Raw genomic sequence first — 19741 nt, 5'->3', positions numbered from 1 at the left:
CCTACAATCCTTTTTGAGCTAAAATGGCTATCGCATTAATGGCTGCCACCGCAATCGTGCTTCCGCCCTTTCGTCCTACATTGGTAATAAACGGAACATCAATCTTTGCTAATTCTTCCTTCGATTCTTCTGCGGAGATAAATCCTACTGGTACCCCAATGATGAGACCAGGTTTTGCTTCCCCCTCTTTTACAAGACGAATAAGCTCAAGTAATGCAGTTGGGGCATTGCCAATTGCAAAAATACCTCCTTCCGCCTCTTTAACTGCTTTTCTCATCGCAAGGATGCTACGAGTTGCCTGTATTTTTCTTGCTTCTTCCACAACTTCAGGATCTTTAATATACACCTTTGTTTCACAGCCATATGCTTCAATTCGGGGCTTACTTATTCCAACCTGAACCATTTGAACATCACAAACAATTTTCTTTCCAGCTTTTATCGCAGAAATTCCCGCTTCAATCGCTTTCGGATGAAAAAGCATGCTTTTTCCTAGTTCAAAGTCAGCTGATGCGTGGATGATTCGCTGAACAATTTTGTATTCTTCTTCAGAAAAAGAGTGCACACCTATTTCTTCATCAATTGTCTCAAAGCTCTTTTTTTCAATTTCCTGTGGCTGAATCGTTACTGGTTGAAACTCGGTGAGAAAATTCATATTCTCTATCCCCTTTTATGAATTGAATAACACTTTCAATAGAATGATAGGTTGTTCCATAATCAATACATGGCCTTTTAATGACGATCGATTCTATTCCTAAGTCCTCTGCTGCTTCCACTTTTTCACGGAAAGATCCTTCATCTCCACTTTCTTTTGTTACGAGTAATTTGATTTGATAATTTGTAAGTAGTGCTTTATTCAGCTCCTTCGAAAAAGGACCTTGAATCGCAATGATATCTCTTGAGGGGATACCAAGACTTTCACATTTTTCTAAGTTCTCCTTTAGAGGAAGGAGTCGGAAAAGAGTTCTTCCTCCCTTGCGATTTCCTAGTTTTTCTGAAAAGATTGCCAATGTTTTGGCGCCAGTCGTCAGCAGGATATTTCCTTCATACTTAGAAGCTCGGTCAGCAGCCTCTTCATAGCTCTCCACATAAGTCACTTGCTTCCCTTTTAAAACTAGCGATTTTCGCTCGTATCGAATGTAAGGAATATGTTTGGAAGATGCTGCTTGAATCATATTTCTGGATGCTTCCTCTGCAAAAGGATGACTACCATCAATTACCAATTGCACAGAAAAATCGGTCAAGCATTTTTCCATTTCAATGGCTGATAGTCTATTAACCAGGACAGGAATCCCTTCTTTTTCAAGTAATATGGCTGCGTTTTTCGTGACCACACTCACTACAAGTGGAAATCCCTTTTCATGGATCATTTTTGCAAGCTCCCTAGCATCACTTGTACCAGCCAGCAGGAAAATCATTGACTTACTTTCTCTTCAAGATGATGGCCCTTGTGATGATGGTGATGGTCATGGTCATGGTGATGTGCCATATGCTCCGCTGCCTCCATTCGGAAGCGACACGTATCACAATTCATCATGACAGAGTCACTTATTGCTTCATCCATTCGTTCCATAAACACCTTTTCAAGCTTCGGATGAAACCCTAAATTAGAAGCGAGTGTTAGTTGTATTTGTGGTAGCTGTGTTTGTAGTTTAACCATCTGCTCTTCAAGTCGTTTCATGAGCACACCTGTAAACAATAGGTAAGGTAGAACGATGACCTTTTTGGCGCCTAGTATGAGGAGTGTAGTTACACTTTCCTCTAATGAGGGTTCTGTTACAGCAATAAAGGCCGGTTCCATTTTTTTAATAGAAAGCTTTTCACGTAGCAATCGGGCTAGCTTATATAAATCACTATTTGCACCACCATCACTACATCCTCGACCAAGAAGGACAACTCCAATATCATCTTTTGCCACAGACGTAACATCCATTCCTTCCTCTATCCTCTGTTCACAAATCTCTACCATGCTCTTATGTACACCAATTGGCCTTCCATAAGTAAACGTAACAGAAGGATATTTCTTTCTCGCTTCATCAATGGCAAATGGTATATGAAGCTTAGAATGGGAAGCAGCAAATATCATCATAGGAATTATGGCTATACTCGTTGCCCCCTGAGCCAAGCATCGTGAGATACCGGTATCCATATTAGGGTCAGTAAGCTCTAAAAAGCATGTTTCAACAATCCATTCCGCACTCATTTGATTTTTAATGTTTCTTACCATCTGTACGACTTGTTCATTGCCTTCTTTCTCTCTGCTACCATGCCCAACGAATAGAACCGCCTTCATATGATTTCCTCCTTTATGCTTTTCCGCCATGCAATGCCCAAGGTTCATTCTCTTTTCTAAGTCTTTCATGTGGCTTCAGTGGCTGTAGAGTCGAATCCAGATCATATTTTCTCTGATAACCTCTTGGAGTGACCATTTTCCCATTCCAAACAAATGTTGTAGAATTACCAATAATAACGGTTGAGAGCATACCAATTTCATGCGTCAGCATCTCACCAAGTGTAGTGATTTCCACCTTCTGGTTGTCACGATACGCCCCCTTCACAAGTCCAACCGGTGTCTGCTCCGAGCGGTATTGAAGAAGAATTTGCTGTGCCTCTTCAATTTGAGCCGTTCTCTTCATGCTTTTTGGATTATAAAGGGCAATAATAAAATCTGCCTCTCCTGCTGCATGTAGACGTCTCGCAATAGTCTCCCATGGAGTTAAGTGGTCGCTTAACGAAATCGTACAAGCATCATGCATGACCGGGGCTCCTAAAAGAGACGCGCACGAATTAATAGCAGAAATACCTGGTATAATTTCGACACGAACATCTTTTATGTTTTTTTCCGCTAACACCTCATAAACAAGTCCTGCCATCCCATATACTCCAGCGTCTCCGCTAGAAATGACAGCTACATCCTTACCACCTATGGCTAAATCAATTGCTTCTTGAGCTCTCGTTACCTCCTCCGACATAGGGGAACTGATAACCTCTTTTTCTTTTACTAGCTCACGTATTAAGTCCACATATGTCTTAAATCCAACAATTATATCGCTCTCAAATATCGCTTCTTTTGCTCTTTCTGTTATATGTTTTTCATGGCCTGGCCCTAAGCCAACGATAAAAATAGATCCTGTCATTGAAACCTTCCTCCTACAATTCTTTTTGAATGGATGAATGGATTTTCGTTTTTCAGTAAGGTCCGTAACAAGGAAAAGAGTTGATCTTGATTCATTGGGACGAACACACTGTTAATAGGTTTAATTAATTCGTCATATACTTCTAGCATCCATGGTTTTCGTAGCTGACTTCTTTGTAGCCTTTCCTCATTCTGAAAAGCATCATATGGACACCCCTGAAACAACAAGCACCCATTGCTAATGATCATAATTTCATCAGCCCATTCATACGCAAAATCAACATCATGTGTTGATAAGACAATCGTTTTTCCTTGTTCATGAAACTCATTTAATAGTTCGATCATGGATTGTGTGGAAATGGGATCCAGCTGAGCAGTTGGTTCATCTAGCAAGAGGACCTCAGGGTTCATCACGAGAACTCCAGCTAGAGCCACCTTCTTTTTCTGCCCTTGACTTAGAAAATGAGTCGGCTTTCCCTTTAAGTAGGTAATTCCTGTTTTCTCCATAATGTCGTCTGTTCTTGTTTGAATCTCAAGTTTGGAACATCCTAAGTTTCTTAAACCAAACATAATATCTTCCTCAACGATGGAGGAGAAAAGCTGAGAGTCAGGGTTTTGCAATACAAGTCCAACGAGTTTTCTCAACTCCTGTAAAGTAGAACGAGTGTATGAAAGCTCCTTCTCCTTAAAAAAAACGGAGCCCTTCGTTGGCTTTAAGATTCCATTCAAATGAAGAAGCAATGTTGATTTCCCCGCACCATTATTCCCGAGCAATGCAATCTTTTTCCCCTTTTTAATAGAAAAAGAGATATCCTGAAGTGCTGCTTCTTGCTCGTTGAATACTTGATAAACATTTTTGAATTCAAAAAGAGTTGAACTCATACGAAAACTCCTTAACTAGTAAAATTCAGTAATAGAACAGCTAGAAAAAATACAGTAATAAAGCCAATATGGATTACAGAATAGTTTTTTCTTTCGTAGGACGGGTCATACAACGTTCCTCCACCACGAGAATCGATACTGATTTGAAGTTCTTTTGCTTGATGGTACGTTTTTATAAATAAAGATGTTACTAGTCGGCCAGCTGAAAATAGCCCCGATGATATAGATTGATACCCAAGTCTACTCTTTTGTGAGACGTAAATATCAGTAGCGGTTTCAAGCAATAAAAACAAGTATCGATACGTTAACATCATGATTTCTAGCAGTAGTGTAGGCACCTTCCATCGATGCAAGAGACATACGATCTCATTAATCGGAGTGGTAAGGATGAGAAAGTACAAGCAGCATATACTGCTAAAAGAACGGATAATAAGCGGGACCACCACTTCCACCTGATCCGGAAGAAAGTATAAATAAACGTTTGCTAGCTTTATTAAAAGAATGGCTTGGTGAACACCCGTTGATGGGGCAGCTGCTATGGAAAGGACGATAGATACACTTCCTATGCTTAAAAAGGAAAGTGGGAGCAAAAGAAGTTTTCCATAATAGCTGATAGGGATTTTTGCCACGAATAAAATAAATACACTCATCACAATAAGTACTAGAAAGGAAATCCAACTGTTTTTTAAAAGCAAGACTAGTAGAAGACTTCCCATGCTAAAGACCATCTTTTCAAAACTATTCACGTGATTCAGTTTGTTTATATGAGCGAAATAATCGATCTGTAGCATTAGGAACGATCATTTCTAGAAAGATATTTCAGCTTGGCACGTGAAAAGCCGATAAAGTAACCAATGACAACCGATCCAATCGAGGCTTGAACGGCAAACAACAAGCTCTCTACCTCACTGCTGCTTGGTTTCCAAAGGTTTTCTATCCATGGTGTGTAAGATGGAGCAAGCTCCGCAATAACGGCAATCGCTTCCGTATCTGTCCCTGAAAAACTGGCACTACTCTTGAAGATAAGCGGAATGGCAACAAGAAAAATAATCAGCATGAAAAGCAAACGATTCTTTTTCATGAGCTAGTCTCCTTACGTAGAAAGTTGAGCATTTGTAATTCATTGGCATTGTATTTTAGTAGAAAATTCATCACAATCACAGTAATGATTCCTTCTGAGAGTGCTAAAGGTATTTGTGTCACCCCAAATACGGAAATAAATTTTATGAATGAACCTACGAACCCGCTAGCTGGGTCAGGGAACGCAATCGCTAGTTGAAGAGAAGTCATGGCATATGTAGCTAAATTGCCTAACGCAGCAGCAAGGAAGATCGCAAATTTCATGTTGATCTTTACGCTTTTGAGCAGGATATAAACACCGTACGTAACGAAAGGACCGACCACAGCCATAGAAAAGGCATTTGCACCAAGCGTACTTATTCCACCGTGAGCTAGTAATAATGCTTGAAACAGCAAAACGATAAATCCGACTACACACATAATGATTGGGCCAAAAAGGAGGGTTCCTAATCCGACCCCCGTAGCGTGTGAGCTACTTCCCGTTACCGATGGGAGCTTTAATGCGGAAAGAACGAAAGCAAAGGCCGTACTTAAACCGAGCATCGTTTTTATCTCTGGCTGAATCACCACTTTCTTTCGGGCCGTATGAATGCCTGCTGCTAAAAAAGGAAGGAGGAGTATCCACCAAATCATCGCCCACTTCATTGGTAGAAATCCTTCCATAATATGCATCGCGTACGCATCAGAGTTGGATCCAACCCAGAAATAGAGGATTCCTGCACCAATTAGCACCAATTTCTTGAGATTACTCATTCACTGTACCTTCCTTCTAATAATCTAGCCCGACGATGGCTGGAACGTTTTGCTCATAGTAATGTTTAACCTCTCTCATTTCTGTGACTAAATCTGCTGCCTGAACGATATCCTTCTTGGCCTCTCTTCCAGTTAGTACAACATGGAGACCGTCTCTTCTTTTTTGAAGCGCTTCCAACACCTCTTCCGTCGGGAGGATATCTTCAATGGAGAAACGAGAAATCGCTAACGCATTATTAATCTCATCCAGAATAAGCACATCAACTTCATTGCTTTGTAAAAGATCCTTGGCTAATCCCCAGGCATTTTTTAAAGCCTCGCGATGTTCGTCTGGCGTTTTCGTCCAGGTAAAACCTATCCCCATTGGATAAATATCGATTCCTAGTTTCTGTAAAACGGTACGTTCACCCACACTACGATCAGGTGATTTAATAAATTGAATGATTTTTACTCTTTTCCCCTGACCAATCGCTCTTACGGCGAGCCCAAGGGCGGCCGTTGTCTTTCCTTTTCCTTCCCCGGTGTATACGAGTAGTTGACCTTTGTTCGCCATTCTTTTTCACTCCTATTACGGCATGTTTGTTACATACTGAGCAAAAGAAAAACACTTCCCCTTGGAAGTGTTAACAATGTCCGTGAACATTTAGTGAGCAAAAAAGGCCGTCACCTAACACCTCCCCTATCCTCGTAGGTTGGTACCATTCTTGGCTTAGGCAGGTCTCCTGGCTTGTGCTCATCACTCACTACCCCTTCCCGTGTTTTTGTACACAGTGGGTGTTGTAGCTTGCTCACACATACAGTGGCGGGACCGCATTGGCATTGAACCAATTTCCCTTTAATCTTTTCTGTTTGAAAAGAAACCTAAGTCTTTTTGTATTTGTTTTTTTGTATTTATTTGGATTATACTCCTCAGAAAGGGATAGTGAGAAGTGCTCGAAGCTGACTTTTTGGAAGTTTCATAATATACCCATAATTCCGATGAATAATTGTCACATTTTTACTAAACAGACGCTTCCAATAAATGTTCTATACTCGCCTCAACCAGGAGCTTCCTTTGCCCTTTTTCCAGTCGTATCAACGTTAAACTCGTTCCCTCACTGATGGGAGCAGACCAGAAATTTTTTAATGAAAGCTTTTTCACTATCGATAAAAATGCCATGATGGTTACCCCATGAGTGACAATTAGCACTTTCCCTTCCACATACGTTCTTTCGATTTCCTGTAGAAAGTCTTCGACTCTAGTAATTACGTCTGTAAAGGTTTCCCCTCCATCGTTGCCATATCGCTCTGGAGCATTCCAATAATGATCATACTCCGATGGAAACTCACGATAAATTTCGTCCTCCGTTTTCCCCTGCCATTTTCCTAGATGAATTTCCATTAAACGTGGATCTGTCTTTATGTTTGTTTCATTTGGTCGGATAAGCTTCGCGGTGGTATAAGCCCTTCCACTGGGAGAAGAGATCACCTCATCAAAAGGGGTATCAGCTAAGTAGTCTCTTAACCGCTTAGCATCCTCCACTCCTTTTTTTGTAAGGGAGGAATCCAGTCTACCCTGCATTCGCTTTTGTACATTCCACGTGGTTTGTCCATGCCTAGCAATATATAAATCAACCATAATGGTCACTCCCTGTTGAATTTCAAAAAGTTAGTTCATGATAATAATGTCCTGAAAGTTCCTTTACCATATGCCCTTTATTAGCTGGAAATGCGATCAGGAAGCAGGTAGATGGTCCAGATGTTTTTTCTAAATTGATCACACTCGTCACTTCACTTTTTATAAAATCTCGGTTTGAAAATAGACGATTCAATTCATAAAGTATCCCTTTTGATCCAACAGGCATTAAGACAGCACCATCTAGGTTTGAAAGCTCCTTCACTAATCGTAAGGGAGCTACTTCTGTTTCCTGCTCTATTACTTCATTTCCAACAAGAGGAAGACCAATAACCGCCACTTTCGTATCCTCTAGAAAGGGAGTTGCGCTCAAGGGAGCATGGCTTATTCTTTTTCCTAATACCGTTAATCCGACGGCAGATTGGACAAGTGAAAAGTTACTTTCGGTGCTTCCATTGATCTGAATGTCTGGTACATCAAGCTCAAGTAGACCTTTCGTAATTCCTTTTATGAGTCCTTCCCACGCTTCCTCTCCACAGAAATTTTGAAGAATCACTGCTTCGGGAATAGCTCCTGCACAATAGCATTCCATGGCTGCTACACGAAAGGTGTAATAACCAACGATATCGTAAGGAACCTGTACCTCATCAAGCTCTTTTAATCCGATCGCTCCGCTATTATCAGAAGCTACCACAAGGGTTTCTTTTCCCATTTTAAGTAATTGGACATCTCTCATTTTTGAAACTTCCCCGCTACTGCTGGTTTCATTATGCTAGCTAAACGAGGAGCAACGATCACAGCTAAAACGGTATTAAGGACAGATGCAATCAGTAAAGATGGAACCATACTAATATAAAATGCTTTTGATATTAAAAAGATAAATGGCAGTGGAGCTGCAAAGGTATTACCTAGCACGAATAAAATAGATGCCGTCCACTTGCTGCCTTTTTGATAAAAATAAGCAAATATCCATGTAAGCATTGCCATTTCGATAGCGATTAAGAAATGCATAGGTCCAAGAGGCATTCCTCCAATTAACGCAGATACCATATGTCCTAATCCACCGACGATCGCCCCAGGGATTCCTCCTAAAAGCGCGGCAGCAACGATTGCTGGAAACGAATCGAGCGCGACACTTCCAATGATTGCTGGAATTTTTATCCCACCACCTATAACTGTTAAAGCTATAAATAGGGCCATCCAAGTTACTTTTGCCACCTTCATTTTTCCTTCCTCCTTCTGAATTGTAATTACTTAATCAGTTGACCAATTCCGTACCAAATATGATCCACTCGATCACATAATTGGACCGTATCCTGAAACGTCCATCCCGCATCATCGCGCCATTTTCGATCTATTTTTTCAACAGGGACAATTCCTCTTGTAATATCTGAACCAATGATCACGACCTTTCTCTTCCAATCCTCCTTTTCCCAACGTGCCCAATGCAATAGTGTCTCTTTCCATATGCTTCTAACTGTATCGGATTCATGTTGGAGCGATAACTCCCTGATCCAATACTCGATTCCTTCTACCACCACTAAGGAGACATCAGAATCTTCGCTAAGCCAATCATAATACGAGCATTCATAAGCCTTTATCCAACTTTCTCGTGGATACTGGCACATATCGTAATGGCTACGTACCCACTCGGCTTTTCCATTACATGCTCCTCCCATCACGAAATGCAAATTCATCCCCCTCCTTTTTCATACAAATCGGAACTCCTGCTTCAACGAGATACGCTTCCTTTGCCATTGCGACGACCTGTTGGTTTAGCCTGCCAAGGAGCTTTGCATACACAAGAACAAGGTCGCTTGATAGGATCAATTCATTCAAGATTTCATTACTAACGACGATAAGGGTATGACAATTTTTCTGTATCGAAAGTATCCCCTCTATGATCGATTTCTTGATTTCCTCATGAAAAGACGGGTCCATCAGCCTCTCCTCGGTTTGAAACAAACGGTTGTTTAATAGATTGGTTAGGCAATCAAAGAGCACAATATCATTTGGATGAAAAACTGTTGAAAGGTTATGTAAAAAATAGGGCTCCTCCCACGTTTCCCACTGTTGCTCGCCATCATTTCTTTGCTGTTGATGCCTCTTAATTCGTTCCTTCATTTCCACATCAAAAGCAACCCCTGAGGCAATGTAATGGAGATTTCCGTGAGTTTTCTTTGTTAGTTCCATGGCTGTTTTCTCAGCAAAACTGCTTTTTCCACTTCTAACACCACCACTGATAAAAATCAGCTGTCCACCTTCCGCCATTCACTCATCACCTCTAATAATCTTTCGTGCTCGGTTGGCCCCTTAACCGCCAGTCGTAGCCACTTTCCGTCAAGTCCCGGAAAATTCATCGTATGTCGAGGAATCATCCCCTTTTCCATTAAAAAACGAAAAAACGGAAATTGATCGGAGACTTTCGTATCTTTTAGCAAATAAAAGTTTACGTTTGATGGAGAATAAGAGAACTTCTGTTCACGATAAAAAGACTGTAGCCTCTCCCGCTCCTTTTTAATCAATTGAATGGTTTGTTCTACATAGTCACTTTCTGACAAACACCATTCACCCACCTTCATTGCTAGCGCATTCACACTCCAATGCGGTTTGCTCTCCCTAATTTTTGCTAGCAGGGCTTCATTTGCAATTAAGTATCCCAGGCGGATTCCTGGAATGCTGAACATTTTTGTCATGGAACGAAGAATGATCATATTTCCGCCATGTTGGAGACAGGAGACGGTTGATTCGTACCCTTCTATAAAGTCGTAAAAGGCTTCGTCGACGATGAGCAAGGTTCCGAACTTGGCACATTCACGGGCAAGAAGCTCAATTATTTGTTTCGAATAAAACATTCCCGTTGGATTGTTTGGATTGCAAAAAAATACAGCGTCAACTTCACGTAAGTTCAATAGTAATTCATCTAAACGTAATTCCCAGCTGTCTACATCCATCAAGTGATAGCGTACCTCACATTGATTCACTCGGCATGCTTCTTCGTATTCAGAAAAGGCTGGTTGTACGATGAGCGCTTTCTTACCAGTGAGCAGTCGTCCGACCAAAGAAATAAGCTCCGCCCCACCATTACCAACTAAGATTTGCTCTTTTCTCACTCCTTCTTTCTTTGCAAGCAAACCTGTGAGTCTTTCTGCCGTTGGATCCGGATAATCAGATACAAGCGAAAACAGCTCATTCCACTTGTCTTTTACTATGTCTGGTGGACCGAGCGGGTTGATATTAGCACTAAAATCAATCAAGGATTCAGGCATTTCGAGATGAAGTGCTTCATATAAAAATTGAGGATTAGATCCGTGCGTAGGCCACTTCAACGATCATCCCTCCAATCCATAATAAAAGTAAAAATGTGAGTACCGTTCGAGTTAAAATGCCGTTGGTTTGTAAAATATGCTCTCCAGTAACAGGAAAATGGGGCTCTCCCATTTTGGCTCGATCGGAGCGAATGCCCTTGTAATAATTGATTCCTCCGAGTTGAATCCCAAGTAAGGCAGCCACAGCTGCTTCTCCCCATCCACTGTTTGGGCTCGGATGTTTTTTTGCATCCCGAAGAACGATTTTTGCTGACTCTTTTACCGAGGATCGGACAGGCTTATTGCTAAAAAGCATACAGATGGAGGTTAGGCGACTTGGTATCAAATTTAACCAATCATCAAGCTTCGCCGATGCCCAGCCAAACTCCATATATTTATCATTTTTATAGCCCACCATCGAATCGCAAGTATTGACCGCACGGTACAGCATCGCGAGAGGTGCACCACCGAGTAACGCCCAAAATAAGGGTGCAGTTACTCCGTCACTTGTGTTTTCTGCGACGGTTTCTATTGTCGCGCGAACCACACCCTGTTCATCAAGTTGATCCGTGTCACGGCCAACGATATACGATAGCTTGTGACGAGCTTCCACGATATCTCCCTTTTTTAACGGACCATACACCGTCAGCGCTGCTTCCTTTAAGCTTTTTTGAGCAATCGTCGTCCAAATGATCACCGCTTCAACCACAATTCCGACCATGAGATGAACGTGATAAGCTAACATCGTAATTAGTATCGTGATCCCCACGACGAGCACCAGAAGCGTAACCACCATAGCGAGTCCCTTCCATTTTTTCCGCGTCCCTTTATTCCACTTTTTTTCAAGCTTATAGATCAATGTTCCGATCCACTTCACCGGATGAGGCCAATCGATAGGATCACCGAGAAGTAAATCGATAAAATAGGCAATTGTCATTGCCAATAAATGTTGAAGAAACATGGTAAACCCTCCTTCTTAGATATTTAACAAGTTGGACAGTTTCCACCCGAAGAAAGCCTTTGTTGCGTAGCAACACCAGCTTGCGGAGGGTGAAACTGGCCCACTTTTGCATAAAAAAACATCTCCACATAGAAATGGAGATGTTGGAATAAGCTTCTTCCTTATGTAAGAAACCGACCACACCACCTATCCTCGTAGGTACACGGTGTCAAGAGATAGTCAGGTTTCCTGGCTCATGGTCATTGCTTTCTGTACCTTCCCATACAATCAATATTGCACAGTGGTTCTTTACAGTATGCTCCCATTTACAGTGGCGGGACCGCGTTGGACTTTCACCAACTTCCCTAGACTTCTAAAAAAGAAGTACGCCTATTCTTGCTCATATATACTTTTCATATCTTAATACTAATCTTGTAAAAAGGGAATGACAAGGCAATCACTAACATTAATTTTTTCATTGTGACAAATTGGAAACGCCTTACTACTATCACTATAAGAATACTAAAAAGCAACAAAATAGTACGAATGAAGGTAACTTTTAAAATCTACCAAATGATTGTTTTGTCATCTTTCTTTACAAGTCTCCTTCAATTTGTTAAAATTTTTTAATAATTTAAAACATTAACACCATTGGTTTTGATAGATTGGGAGGGAATTATTTTGGCAGAATTAAGAAGTAATATGATAAAAAAGGGATTTGATCGCGCACCACACCGAAGCCTTTTACGTGCGGCTGGGGTAAAAGAAGAGGATTTTGGCAAGCCGTTTATCGCGGTAGTTAATTCCTACATCGATATTGTGCCAGGACATGTGCACTTACAAGAGTTTGGGAAAATTGTAAAAGATGCCATCCGTGAAGCGGGCGGAGTTCCATTTGAAATGAACACGATCGGTGTTGATGACGGTATTGCGATGGGACATATCGGCATGCGCTACTCACTTCCAAGTCGTGAGATCATCGCGGATTCAGTTGAAACAGTTGTGGCAGCACACTGGTTTGACGGGATGGTTTGTATTCCAAACTGTGACAAAATCACACCAGGTATGTTAATGGCATCACTTCGTTTAAATATCCCTACTGTTTTCGTAAGTGGTGGACCGATGAAGGCTGGAGTAACTAGCGATGGCAAAAAGATCTCACTTTCTTCTGTATTTGAAGGTGTAGGTGCATATCAAGCTGGAAAAATTGATGACAAGGGACTTTTAGAATTAGAACAGTTTGGCTGTCCAACATGTGGATCTTGTTCTGGTATGTTTACAGCAAACTCGATGAACTGTTTAGCAGAAGCCCTTGGATTGGCTCTTCCTGGTAATGGAACGATTTTAGCTGTAGCGCCTGAGCGTAGAGAATTCGTTAGGAAATCAGCAACTCAGTTAATGGAACTAATTGAAAAGGATATTAAGCCTCGTGATATCGTAACAGAAAAAGCAATTGACAATGCGTTTGCCCTTGATATGGCATTAGGTGGATCATCTAATACTGTACTTCACACATTAGCATTAGCTCATGAAGCAGAAATCGATTATCCAATCGGAAGAATCAATGAAGTAGCGGCTCGTGTTCCTCACTTGTCTAAGCTTGCTCCTGCTTCTGATGTGTTCATTGAAGATTTGCATGAAGCAGGTGGAGTTTCTGCGGTTCTAAATGAATTATCCAAGAAAGAAGGCGCCCTTCACTTGGATACATTAACAGTTACAGGAAAAACACTTGGTGAAAATATTGCTGGCTGTGATGTAAAGAACTATGATGTAATTCATTCCATTGATAATCCATTTAGTGAAAAGGGTGGACTTGCTGTATTATTTGGAAACCTCGCTCCAGATGGTGCCATCATTAAAACAGGTGGAATCACTGGTGGAAATCGTCATGAAGGACCTGCTGTTGTGTTTGATTCACAAGACGAAGCTCTTCACGGCATTGCGAACGGAAAAGTTAAAGAAGGCGACGTTGTAGTGATCCGTTACGAAGGACCAAAAGGTGGACCTGGTATGCCTGAAATGCTAGCCCCTACTTCTCAAATCATGGGAATGGGACTTGGCGCGAAGGTTGCTCTTGTAACAGATGGACGCTTCTCTGGTGCTTCACGTGGATTGTCTATCGGCCACGCATCACCGGAAGCTGCAGAAGGTGGACCATTAGCGTTTATCCAAAATGGAGATCAAATTGTAATCGATGTTGACGCTCGTTCCATGGACGTTGTTCTATCTGACGAAGAATGGGCAGAGCGTAAAGCAAACTGGAAAGGCTTTGAACCAAAGGTGAAAAAGGGTTATCTAGCTCGTTATTCGAAGCTTGTAACATCTGCTAGCACCGGTGGAGTTATGAAAATTTAATTTTTTTCACCCATTCACTTTTTGGTGGATGGGTGTTTTTATCTTTTTTTCAAAAAATTTCTCACTTACAGCCCCAGGTGTGTAAGCGTTCCCTCCTCTTCCCTCTATCAAAAACAGCTGTTGACACTTCTCACCTGTTAGATTTATGATTCATGTAACAAATTAATAAGACCTTTTACTTATCAAGAGTGACCGAGGGATTAGGCCCTATGACGTCCGGCAACCTCCATTTCATGGAACGGTGCCACTTCCTACAGAATGATTCCATTCTGAAAGATAAGTCGTATATATATAACGATGCCTCTTTCTGATTGGAAAGAGGCATTTTTGTATTTTCATAGCTTAAGGGGTGACAGAGATGATCGAAGTAAAAGACTTGGTGAAAGTCTATCAAACGAAAAAAGGTGAAGTAACCGGTGTGGACCATGTGTCACTTACCGTGAATAAAGGCGAGATTTTTGGAATTGTTGGCTATAGTGGTGCGGGCAAAAGTTCTTTGTTACGCTGTCTGAATTTATTAGAGGCTCCGACTTCAGGCGAAATTAAGATCGATGGTGTTTCCCTTACTTCTCTTGGGAAAAAGGAGCTTCGGAGCGCTCGTCAAAAAATCGGGATGATCTTCCAACACTTCTATCTCGTAAGCTCAAAGACGGTTTTTGAAAACGTAGCATTTGCTCTAAAAGCGGCTCATAAATCAAAGGCAGAAATTGATGCACGAGTAACAGAGCTACTTGAAATGGTCGGCTTGTCCGATAAACGTGATGTGTATCCGTCACAGCTAAGCGGTGGACAAAAGCAACGTGTAGGGATTGCGAGAGCATTAGCGAATAATCCCTCCGTTCTCCTTTGTGATGAAGCTACCTCTGCCCTAGACCCGAGCACGACCAAATCAATTTTATCTTTGTTAAAAAAGATTAACCAAGAGCTAGGGTTAACGATTGTACTGATCACACATGAGATGGAAGTCGTAAAAGAGATTTGTGACCGCATGGCGGTGATGCAGGATGGTCGAATTGTTGAGGAAGGTCAAGTGTATGATTTGTTCGCAAATCCGACATATGAACTTACGAAGGAATTCATCAGTACAATTCTTCAATTTGATTTACCAAAACACTTGCTAACTTCAAGCAAAGGAAAGATTGTGAAGATCCATTTCCGTGGGGTGATTGCTGAGGAATCAGTGATTTCAGATGCGCTACAGAAGTTCCAAGTGAAGGGCAATATTTTACACGGCAAAATCGAGTACATAAAAGAGACCCCTCTAGGGATTTTCATTATGGAGCTTACTGGAGATCATGCTGAAGTGGAAAAAGCCCTTCAATACATTACATCTCGAACAGAAAGCTTGGAGGTGATCAGAGATGCCGCTTAATAGCTTGATAGAGTTACTACCCGATTTAAACAAAGCCTTTTTTGAAACGATTTATATGGTGGGAATATCGATTGTGGTAGCCATGATTATCGGCTTGCCTGTGGGGGTACTATTATTTGTTACCGACCGTGGATTGTTTTTAGAGAATTCACTATTTAATCAGATTGTTGGATTTTTAGTGAACATGATTCGCTCGGTTCCGTTTATCATCTTGCTCATTGCCCTTTTGCCATTGGCAGACTTGATCGCTGGATCAACAATCGGGCCAACTGCCGCTTCTGTTTCACTCTCAGTAGCTGCGATTCCATTCTTTGCTAGATTGGTAGAACAGTCACTTCGTGAGATCGATAAGGGAGTCATCGAAGCAGCAGTCGCGGTCGGCGCTTCCCCGTGGATGATCATCAAGGAGGTTCTTCTTCCAGAGGCGAAACCAGGGATCATCCAAGGCGTGACCATTACGATTATTAGTTTAGTCGCATACTCTGCGATGGCTGGCATCGTTGGCGGCGGCGGTGTCGGAGATCTTGCTATCCGGTTCGGTTACTACCGATACGACAATACCGTCATGATCACCACCGTTATCATCCTAATCTGCTTAGTCCAGCTCATCCAATTTTTTGGTGACCGACTAGCAAAAGCAGTAAACAAAAGATAAATCACATGTAAGCACTGTCCACTCCAGACGGACAAAAATGCACCAACTGTCCACGAAGGGTGACAGACACCATAAAACTATTGGGGGAATATTTACGATGAGAAAGTTATTTTTGAGTTTTGTAATTTTGATTGCTATTGCGGCTCTTGCAGCTTGCGGTGGAAGTTCTGAGGAAGCTTCTTCTTCTGAGGAAAGTGCGACTACGAAAAAAGAAGTGAAAATTGGAGCAACATCTGGTCCATACAGCGACATGGTATCAAACGCGATTAAGCCGTTATTAGAGGAAAAAGGCTATGAAGTAGAAGTAGTAGAATTCAGTGACTATGTTCAACCAAACCTTGCGTTATCAAAAGGTGACCTTGATGCAAACCTATTCCAGCACAAAATCTACATGGAAAACTTTGCAAAAGAAAATAAGATTGAACTTTCTGATGTGATTTCAGTACCAACCGCACCAATGGGAATCTACTCTAAGACGTTTACTTCTATCGATGAGATCGCTGATGGCGCTGCTATTGCGATTCCTAATGACCCAACAAATGCAGCACGTGCTTTCTTAATTTTAGAAGACCTCGGTTTAATTACATTAAATGCTGATGCTAACCCATTAACCGTTTCTGAAAAAGACGTAGAAAACAACGTAAAAAATCTTGTATTCCAACCAATTGAAGCAGCTCAACTTCCACGTGCAGTTGATAGTGTAGACCTTGCTGCTGTACCAGGAAATTTCGCATTAGCGGCAAAAATGGACTTACTAGACGCATTACAGCTTGAAAACATGCTCGACCAATACCGTAACCGTGTGGTAGTAGATACAAAGAATATTGATAGTCAATTTGCGAAAGATCTGAAAGAAGTCGTAGAATCGGAAGAATTTGAAGCTATTATCGATGAAGATTTCCAAGGCTTCGGAAAACCGGAATGGATGGTAAATCGCTAATTGGAGAACTCAAAAACAACGCCGTTTTTCCGGCGTTGTTTTTAATAGAAAAGATTGAGGACAGTGACAAAATTAGAAGTTCGTGGTGCTCCCTCCTATTATGCATGTTATGAGGGTTCGTTAAACGACCTAGAAAATTTACTTCTCTCCAATTCAATTAATCATTGCTTAGTGATTCATGGAGAAGAATCTTGGAAAGCAGCATCATCCTATATACCAGAAATATCCAATGTAGAGCTTACCTTTGTTCCCTATCATGGTGAGTGCTCATTACATGAAGTACAAAGAATCTCAACGATAGCCAATGGCACAAGTATCGACGCTATTATTGGAATAGGAGGAGGGAAAGTACTAGATCTTACAAAGGCAGTGGCACACGAAACAAACACTGAAGCCATTCTCATCCCGACACTTGCCTCCACCTGCTCTGCTTGGACACCATTGAGTGTGTTTTATACAGACAAAGGTGAATTCACTCATTACACCATTTTTCCGAAAAGCACACTTATTGTTTTAATTGAACCTAGTATCATTCTTCATTCACCGGTTAAGTATGTCCGAGCAGGAATTGCAGACACATTAGCCAAATGGTACGAAGCCGATGTGTTAGTACGTGAATTACAAGATCTACCGCTACCTGTAAAAATTGCCCATCAAAGTGCAAGACTATGTCAGATTGTTTTACTAGAACATAGCCAAGCTGCATTAGAGGCGATGGAAGCAAAAACATCGTCTCCTGCTTTTCTTCAAGTAATTGAAGCAATCATCGCAGCAGGTGGCATGGTCGGTGGCTTCGGAGACCGTTATGGGAGAATCGCTGCTGCCCACTCTGTACATAATGGACTAACGGTTGCACCGGAAACTCATCATCTTCTTCACGGTGAAAAGGTAGCATACGGCATTCTAGTTCAGCTTGTACTCGAGGGAAATTTAGAAGAGGTTGCCTCTCTTCTTTCTTTTTATCAATCCCTAAAGCTTCCTATTTTACTAAGGGATCTTGGATTATTTAACTCTGAAAAACTTACGCCTATCGCCGAGAGAACGGTAGCGTCTGGTGAGTCCATTCATTACTTGGAGAAAAACTATACTTCAGACGATATATTAACCGCTATTCTAACACTTGAATCATTTGTTCATCCCCTTTTCTAACAGGACAACGGGGATTTTTTTCAAGGGAAATGTATCCAAATAGAACTTTTTTATTCAATGTTCACAAAATGTTACCAACTATTATTATCAATTTTTAGTACCTAGTAATATATATCACATCATTTTCCCATACTACATGCTAGAATCTAATGGAGATTAAAAGAAATGGGTGATAATCATGAATTTTCCTCAGTTAAAAATCGGACATATGCTTCCGAAAGCTCCGATTATTCAAGGTGGCATGGGTGTAGGAATTTCCCTTAGCAAGCTTGCATCTGCTGTTGCAAATGCAGGTGGAATTGGCATAATTTCGGGTACAGGGATTTCCGTTGAAGAAATGAGAAACCATATTCGTCAAGCGAAGGCGCTTGTGAAAAAGGATGCAGGATATATTGGTGTAAATGTGTTATTTGCAATGAATGACTTTGCAGAGAAAATGAAGGCGGCACTTGAAGAAAAGGTCGATTTTATTATTTCAGGTGCAGGGATTTCAAGGGATATGTATGCATGGGGCAAGAAAGCAGGTATTCCCGTTCTTTCAATTGTGTCCTCTGCTAAGCTAGCGAAAATGTCGGAGCGCCTTGGTGCAGCGGCAGTTGTTGTTGAAGGAAATGAAGCGGGTGGACATCTTGGGACCGAACGTCCATTATTTGATATTCTTCCTGAAGTTGTGGAGGCAGTATCGATCCCGGTTATCGCAGCGGGTGGAATCATGACAGGGGCAGACATTGCCAAAGCGTTCAGCATGGGAGCTTCTGGAGTACAAATGGGAACTCGATTTGTTGCGAGTGAGGAATGTGATGCACCACTTTCCTTTAAGCAGAAATACGTCGAAGCGACAAAGGAAGATACACTGCTCGTCAAAACGACAGTTGGTCTTCATGGTCGCGCGATTGCGAACCATTTTACAGACTTAATCACTACTTCTGAAAAGCTAAAAATCACAAAGTGTAGAGACTGTTTGAAAAATTGCTCTTATCGCTTCTGCACCCTTGATTCCCTTTTAAAATCAATGGCTGGCGATGTTGAAAATGGACTTGTGTTTGCAGGAGCAAGAGTTCATGAAATCAAAGAAATTCTCCCTGTGAAAAAAATCTTTGAAAACCTAACAAATGAGTATCGTCTAGCAATCAGTAACTAGAAAATAAGGAGGGTTAGCTCAAGTGGCTAGCCCTCCTTATTTTTTGCTGTACTTATCTGACAAGGGATGGGTTTTGATGGATGGCTTTTGTTAATTAGTTTTTGATTTGGGTAGGGTTTGGTTACCATTAGGGTCGAATTTCTGGATTAGCGGGAATCTAACTGCCTCTTTGGTTACCACCGAGCTGTGATTTCTGCGTTCACGGGAATCTAACTGCCTCTTTGGTTACCGCTGGCTTGTGATTTCTGCGTTCATGGGAATCTAACTACATCTTTGATTACCGCTAGCTTGTGATTTCCGTGTTCACGGGAATCTAACTGCCTCTTTGGTTACCACCGAGCTGTGATTTCTGCGTTCACGGGAATCTAACTGCCTCTTTGGTTACCGCTGGCTTGTGATTTCTGCGTTCATGGGAATC

At 41.5% G+C, this 19741-nt stretch carries 21 protein-coding genes, 1 pseudogene and 3 riboswitches; of the genes and pseudogenes, 6 read left to right on the top strand and 16 right to left on the bottom strand.

The features are described 5' to 3' along the window. Position 1 precedes the first annotated feature (1 nt). The 16 genes and pseudogenes from ACRX5O_RS08615 to cbiB all read right to left on the bottom strand — a co-directional run bounded on the left by ACRX5O_RS08615 (position 2) and on the right by cbiB (position 11732). Complete coding sequence (locus ACRX5O_RS08615; RefSeq protein WP_433905560.1) at positions 2–652, bottom strand: precorrin-8X methylmutase; 651 nt, start codon at positions 650–652, stop codon at positions 2–4. Further along, positions 600–1415 (bottom strand): precorrin-6A reductase, encoded by an 816-nt coding sequence (gene cobK, locus ACRX5O_RS08610; RefSeq protein WP_433905559.1) that lies wholly within the window; start codon positions 1413–1415, stop codon positions 600–602. Before cobK ends, ACRX5O_RS08615 begins: the two co-directional genes overlap by 53 nt. After that, the gene (locus ACRX5O_RS08605) at positions 1412–2290 is read right to left on the bottom strand and encodes a sirohydrochlorin chelatase (RefSeq protein WP_433905558.1); all 879 of its coding nucleotides are present in this window, start codon (positions 2288–2290) and stop codon (positions 1412–1414) included. Before ACRX5O_RS08605 ends, cobK begins: the two co-directional genes overlap by 4 nt. Before the next feature lie 28 nt (positions 2291–2318). Beyond that, positions 2319–3134, bottom strand: a pseudogene (gene cobJ, locus ACRX5O_RS08600) (precorrin-3B C(17)-methyltransferase); the annotation flags it as partial. Then, positions 3131–4015 carry an energy-coupling factor ABC transporter ATP-binding protein gene (locus ACRX5O_RS08595; RefSeq protein ID WP_433905557.1) on the bottom strand — a complete coding sequence of 295 codons (885 nt, stop codon included), beginning with the start codon at positions 4013–4015 and terminating at the stop codon, positions 3131–3133. The pseudogene cobJ and the gene ACRX5O_RS08595, both read right to left, overlap by 4 nt. An 11-nt stretch (positions 4016–4026) precedes the next feature. After that, positions 4027–4806 (bottom strand): cobalt ECF transporter T component CbiQ, encoded by a 780-nt coding sequence (cbiQ, locus tag ACRX5O_RS08590; protein WP_433905556.1) that lies wholly within the window; start codon positions 4804–4806, stop codon positions 4027–4029. Further along, positions 4806–5096, bottom strand: coding sequence for an energy-coupling factor ABC transporter substrate-binding protein (locus tag ACRX5O_RS08585; protein ID WP_433905555.1), 291 nt, complete (start codon positions 5094–5096; stop codon positions 4806–4808). Before ACRX5O_RS08585 ends, cbiQ begins: the two co-directional genes overlap by 1 nt. After that, positions 5093–5848 carry an energy-coupling factor ABC transporter permease gene (locus ACRX5O_RS08580; RefSeq protein ID WP_433905554.1) on the bottom strand — a complete coding sequence of 252 codons (756 nt, stop codon included), beginning with the start codon at positions 5846–5848 and terminating at the stop codon, positions 5093–5095. The genes ACRX5O_RS08585 and ACRX5O_RS08580 overlap by 4 nt, the downstream gene beginning before the upstream one ends. Positions 5849–5864: 16 nt before the next feature. Next, complete coding sequence (cobO, locus tag ACRX5O_RS08575) at positions 5865–6401, bottom strand: cob(I)yrinic acid a,c-diamide adenosyltransferase (RefSeq protein ID WP_433905553.1); 537 nt, start codon at positions 6399–6401, stop codon at positions 5865–5867. 142 nt (positions 6402–6543) lie between these two features. Continuing rightward, positions 6544–6728: riboswitch (cobalamin riboswitch) on the bottom strand. Positions 6729–6848: 120 nt separating this feature from the next. After that, the gene (locus ACRX5O_RS08570; RefSeq protein WP_433905552.1) at positions 6849–7466 is read right to left on the bottom strand and encodes a histidine phosphatase family protein; all 618 of its coding nucleotides are present in this window, start codon (positions 7464–7466) and stop codon (positions 6849–6851) included. Between the two features lie 22 nt (positions 7467–7488). Next, positions 7489–8199 (bottom strand): ATP-binding protein, encoded by a 711-nt coding sequence (locus ACRX5O_RS08565; protein WP_433905551.1) that lies wholly within the window; start codon positions 8197–8199, stop codon positions 7489–7491. Then, entirely contained in the window at positions 8196–8687 is a 492-nt protein-coding gene (locus ACRX5O_RS08560; RefSeq protein WP_433905550.1) for an ECF transporter S component, read from the bottom strand. Before ACRX5O_RS08560 ends, ACRX5O_RS08565 begins: the two co-directional genes overlap by 4 nt. A gap of 26 nt (positions 8688–8713) precedes the next feature. Further along, positions 8714–9160 carry a bifunctional adenosylcobinamide kinase/adenosylcobinamide-phosphate guanylyltransferase gene (locus ACRX5O_RS08555; protein ID WP_433905549.1) on the bottom strand — a complete coding sequence of 149 codons (447 nt, stop codon included), beginning with the start codon at positions 9158–9160 and terminating at the stop codon, positions 8714–8716. Next, on the bottom strand, positions 9126–9734 hold the full coding sequence (locus tag ACRX5O_RS08550) for a bifunctional adenosylcobinamide kinase/adenosylcobinamide-phosphate guanylyltransferase (protein WP_433905548.1): 609 nt from the start codon (positions 9732–9734) through the stop codon (positions 9126–9128). Before ACRX5O_RS08550 ends, ACRX5O_RS08555 begins: the two co-directional genes overlap by 35 nt. After that, positions 9713–10792 carry a threonine-phosphate decarboxylase CobD gene (gene cobD / locus ACRX5O_RS08545; RefSeq protein WP_433905547.1) on the bottom strand — a complete coding sequence of 360 codons (1080 nt, stop codon included), beginning with the start codon at positions 10790–10792 and terminating at the stop codon, positions 9713–9715. Before cobD ends, ACRX5O_RS08550 begins: the two co-directional genes overlap by 22 nt. Then, the gene (gene cbiB, locus ACRX5O_RS08540) at positions 10767–11732 is read right to left on the bottom strand and encodes an adenosylcobinamide-phosphate synthase CbiB (RefSeq protein WP_433905546.1); all 966 of its coding nucleotides are present in this window, start codon (positions 11730–11732) and stop codon (positions 10767–10769) included. The genes cobD and cbiB overlap by 26 nt, the downstream gene beginning before the upstream one ends. A 201-nt stretch (positions 11733–11933) precedes the next feature. Next, a riboswitch (cobalamin riboswitch) is annotated at positions 11934–12120 on the bottom strand. A gap of 272 nt (positions 12121–12392) precedes the next feature. Between cbiB and ilvD the strand changes: the two genes are divergently transcribed. The 6 genes from ilvD to ACRX5O_RS08510 all read left to right on the top strand — a co-directional run bounded on the left by ilvD (position 12393) and on the right by ACRX5O_RS08510 (position 19323). Continuing rightward, the gene (gene ilvD, locus ACRX5O_RS08535; RefSeq protein WP_433905545.1) at positions 12393–14066 is read left to right on the top strand and encodes a dihydroxy-acid dehydratase; all 1674 of its coding nucleotides are present in this window, start codon (positions 12393–12395) and stop codon (positions 14064–14066) included. A 176-nt stretch (positions 14067–14242) separates the two neighbouring features. Beyond that, positions 14243–14349, top strand: a riboswitch (SAM riboswitch). A gap of 75 nt (positions 14350–14424) precedes the next feature. After that, complete coding sequence (locus tag ACRX5O_RS08530; RefSeq protein WP_433905544.1) at positions 14425–15438, top strand: methionine ABC transporter ATP-binding protein; 1014 nt, start codon at positions 14425–14427, stop codon at positions 15436–15438. Further along, complete coding sequence (locus tag ACRX5O_RS08525) at positions 15428–16093, top strand: methionine ABC transporter permease (RefSeq protein WP_433905543.1); 666 nt, start codon at positions 15428–15430, stop codon at positions 16091–16093. Before ACRX5O_RS08530 ends, ACRX5O_RS08525 begins: the two co-directional genes overlap by 11 nt. Before the next feature lie 97 nt (positions 16094–16190). Beyond that, complete coding sequence (locus tag ACRX5O_RS08520; RefSeq protein ID WP_433905542.1) at positions 16191–17033, top strand: MetQ/NlpA family ABC transporter substrate-binding protein; 843 nt, start codon at positions 16191–16193, stop codon at positions 17031–17033. Positions 17034–17096: 63 nt separating this feature from the next. Beyond that, complete coding sequence (locus ACRX5O_RS08515; RefSeq protein WP_433905541.1) at positions 17097–18182, top strand: iron-containing alcohol dehydrogenase family protein; 1086 nt, start codon at positions 17097–17099, stop codon at positions 18180–18182. Between the two features lie 178 nt (positions 18183–18360). Beyond that, entirely contained in the window at positions 18361–19323 is a 963-nt protein-coding gene (locus ACRX5O_RS08510; protein WP_433905540.1) for an NAD(P)H-dependent flavin oxidoreductase, read from the top strand. Positions 19324–19741 lie beyond the last annotated feature (418 nt).

Origin of the sequence: Robertmurraya mesotrionivorans (assembly GCF_050971805.1) — a bacterium.
Classification (GTDB): Bacteria; Bacillota; Bacilli; order Bacillales; family Cytobacillaceae; genus Robertmurraya_A.
Note: the sequence above shows the minus strand (reverse complement) of the source record. Positions and strands in the feature narration are given on the sequence as shown.